The following is a 1,927-nucleotide window of genomic DNA, read 5'->3' as shown; positions in this document are numbered from 1 at the left end:
GACGACGGGGGCGGGCAAGCGATCGCAAGGAAAGCGGGGGAGACGACGATGGAATCACTCGACGGGATCGACCGGGCCATCCTGGACCTGCTCCAGGCCGACGGCCGGCTCACCGGAGCCGAAGTCGGGCGCCGGGTGGGACTGTCCCAGCCTGCGGCCGCCGCCCGCATCCGGCGCCTGGAGAAGATCGGGGCCGTCACCGGCTACCGCGCCGTCGTCGCCCCGGCGGCGGTCGGGTTGAACATCCACGCCGTCGTCCGGCTGCGCACCACCCACGCCCGCCTGGCCCAGGCGCTCGCCCTCGCCGCCCGGACCCCCGAGGTCGTCTCGACCCTGCGCGTGACCGGCGAGGACTGCCTGGTGTTCGACGTGCACTGCGCGCACGCCGGACGCCTGGAGCAGATCGTGGACTCCCTCGCCCGCCACGGAGCGGTCACCACCTCCCTCGTCCTGCGCAGCTACCCGCCCAAGCCGCTGCCGGCGGCACCGTAGGGCGGCGCGGGCCTGCGCCCGCGCGGCCCCGCCGGGCCCTCACCCCTTGTAGGAGTTGATGAGCCGGGCCAGATGCTCGCCCGCGAGCGTCAGCGGCGTCTCGCTCTTGAAGACCTGTGCGGTGAGCTCGGCGCCTTCGAGGGTGCTGATGACGGTGGTGGCCAGGTCGTGCGCGTCGCCCTCCGGGAAGCCGGCTGCGCGGAGGGTGTCGGCCACCATGTCCCGCCAGTGCTGGAAGGCCTGGCTGACGGCCTGTTCGATGTCGGGGACCCGCCCGGTGGTCTCCAGAGCGGTCGCGCTGATCGGGCAGCCGTCCACCCAGCCGGAGTCGCGCAGGTGGCCGGCGAGCGCGCGGGCGCAGGCGGCGATGGCCTTCGCCGGGTCGGCCTCCTCGGACAGCGACGCCGACAGCAGGTCGGCGAACTCCTGGTCGGCGTGCCGGACCGCGGCCACGCCGAGGGCCTGCTTGCCGCCGGGGAAGAAGTGGTAGACCGAGCCGAGCGTGGCCTTGGCCTCCTGCGCGACCTGCTTGATGCCGGTCCCCTCGTACCCCTGACGCTGCATCAGCAGGGAGGCCGCGTGGACGATGCGCTCCCGGGTGCCCGGCTGTGGTGATTTCGCCATACGGCAGAGCCTACTGGGTAGAGCGTTCGTTCTAGCTTGTGGATCCCGCGGACGCCGTGCTAGCTTCCGACTAGTTAGAACGTTCTTTTTAGAGCGTTCCGGAGCCCGAGGAGCCGAGATGGAACACAAGCGGATCACCGCCAACGGCCTGGACCTGGCCTACGTCGAAGCAGGAGAGGGGCCGCTCGCACTGATGCTGCACGGCTTCGACACCCCCCGGCTGTACCGGTACCTCATGCCGGCGCTGGCCGAGGCGGGATACCACGCCGTGGTCCCCACCATGCGGGGCTTCGCCCCCTCCCAGATCCCGCCGGACGGCAGCATGCGCCTTCCCGACCTCATCGCCGACGCCAACGCCCTGCACGAGGCGCTGGGCGGCGGGTCGGACGCGGTCCTCATCGGGCACGACTGGGGCGGCTTCACCACCTGGGGTGCCGCCGCGGCCGCACCCGAGCGGTGGGCCAAGGTGGTCGTCAACGACGTCCCGCCGCTGCCGTTCTACGACCGGGGCGGCGCGGACCCCGCCCGGATCGAGCGGTACGTCCACTTCTACTTCTTCCAGATGGCCGTGGCCGACCAACTCGTCGCGGCGAACGACCTCGCCTACCTCGACTGGCTCTGGGACCACTGGACGGGGAACGTCCCCGGCTACGACTCCACCGAGGACCGCAAGGCCATGAAGGAGGGGCTCAACACGCCGGAGAGGCTCCACCTCGGCCTGGAGCTGTACCGGCAGAACTTCCCGGCCGCTACGTTCGGCACCCCGCAGTGGGACATGCCCCGCGTGCTGGACAGGCTGCCCTCCCAGCCC

Annotated in this window: 3 protein-coding genes; 2 read left to right on the top strand and 1 reads right to left on the bottom strand. The window is 71.8% G+C overall.

Annotation, left to right across the window (positions count from 1 at the left end; all coding sequences use genetic code 11):
- Positions 1 to 48 precede the first annotated feature (48 nt).
- Positions 49 to 492: an Lrp/AsnC family transcriptional regulator gene (locus EF903_RS32120; protein WP_125548475.1), complete on the top strand. Its 444-nt coding sequence runs from the start codon at positions 49 to 51 to the stop codon at positions 490 to 492.
- Between the two features lie 39 nt (positions 493 to 531).
- Here the strand turns inward: EF903_RS32120 and EF903_RS32115 are convergent, their stop codons facing one another.
- Complete coding sequence (locus tag EF903_RS32115; RefSeq protein WP_125548474.1) at positions 532 to 1,116, bottom strand: TetR/AcrR family transcriptional regulator; 585 nt, start codon at positions 1,114 to 1,116, stop codon at positions 532 to 534.
- Between the two features lie 118 nt (positions 1,117 to 1,234).
- Between EF903_RS32115 and EF903_RS32110 the strand changes: the two genes are divergently transcribed.
- Positions 1,235 to 1,927: alpha/beta fold hydrolase (locus tag EF903_RS32110; protein ID WP_125548473.1), on the top strand; the 693-nt coding region annotated here is incomplete at its 3' end.

The organism is Streptomyces sp. WAC05292 (assembly GCF_003949955.1).
Taxonomy (GTDB): domain Bacteria; phylum Actinomycetota; class Actinomycetes; order Streptomycetales; family Streptomycetaceae; genus Streptomyces; species Streptomyces globosus.
Note: the sequence above shows the minus strand (reverse complement) of the source record. Positions and strands in the feature narration are given on the sequence as shown.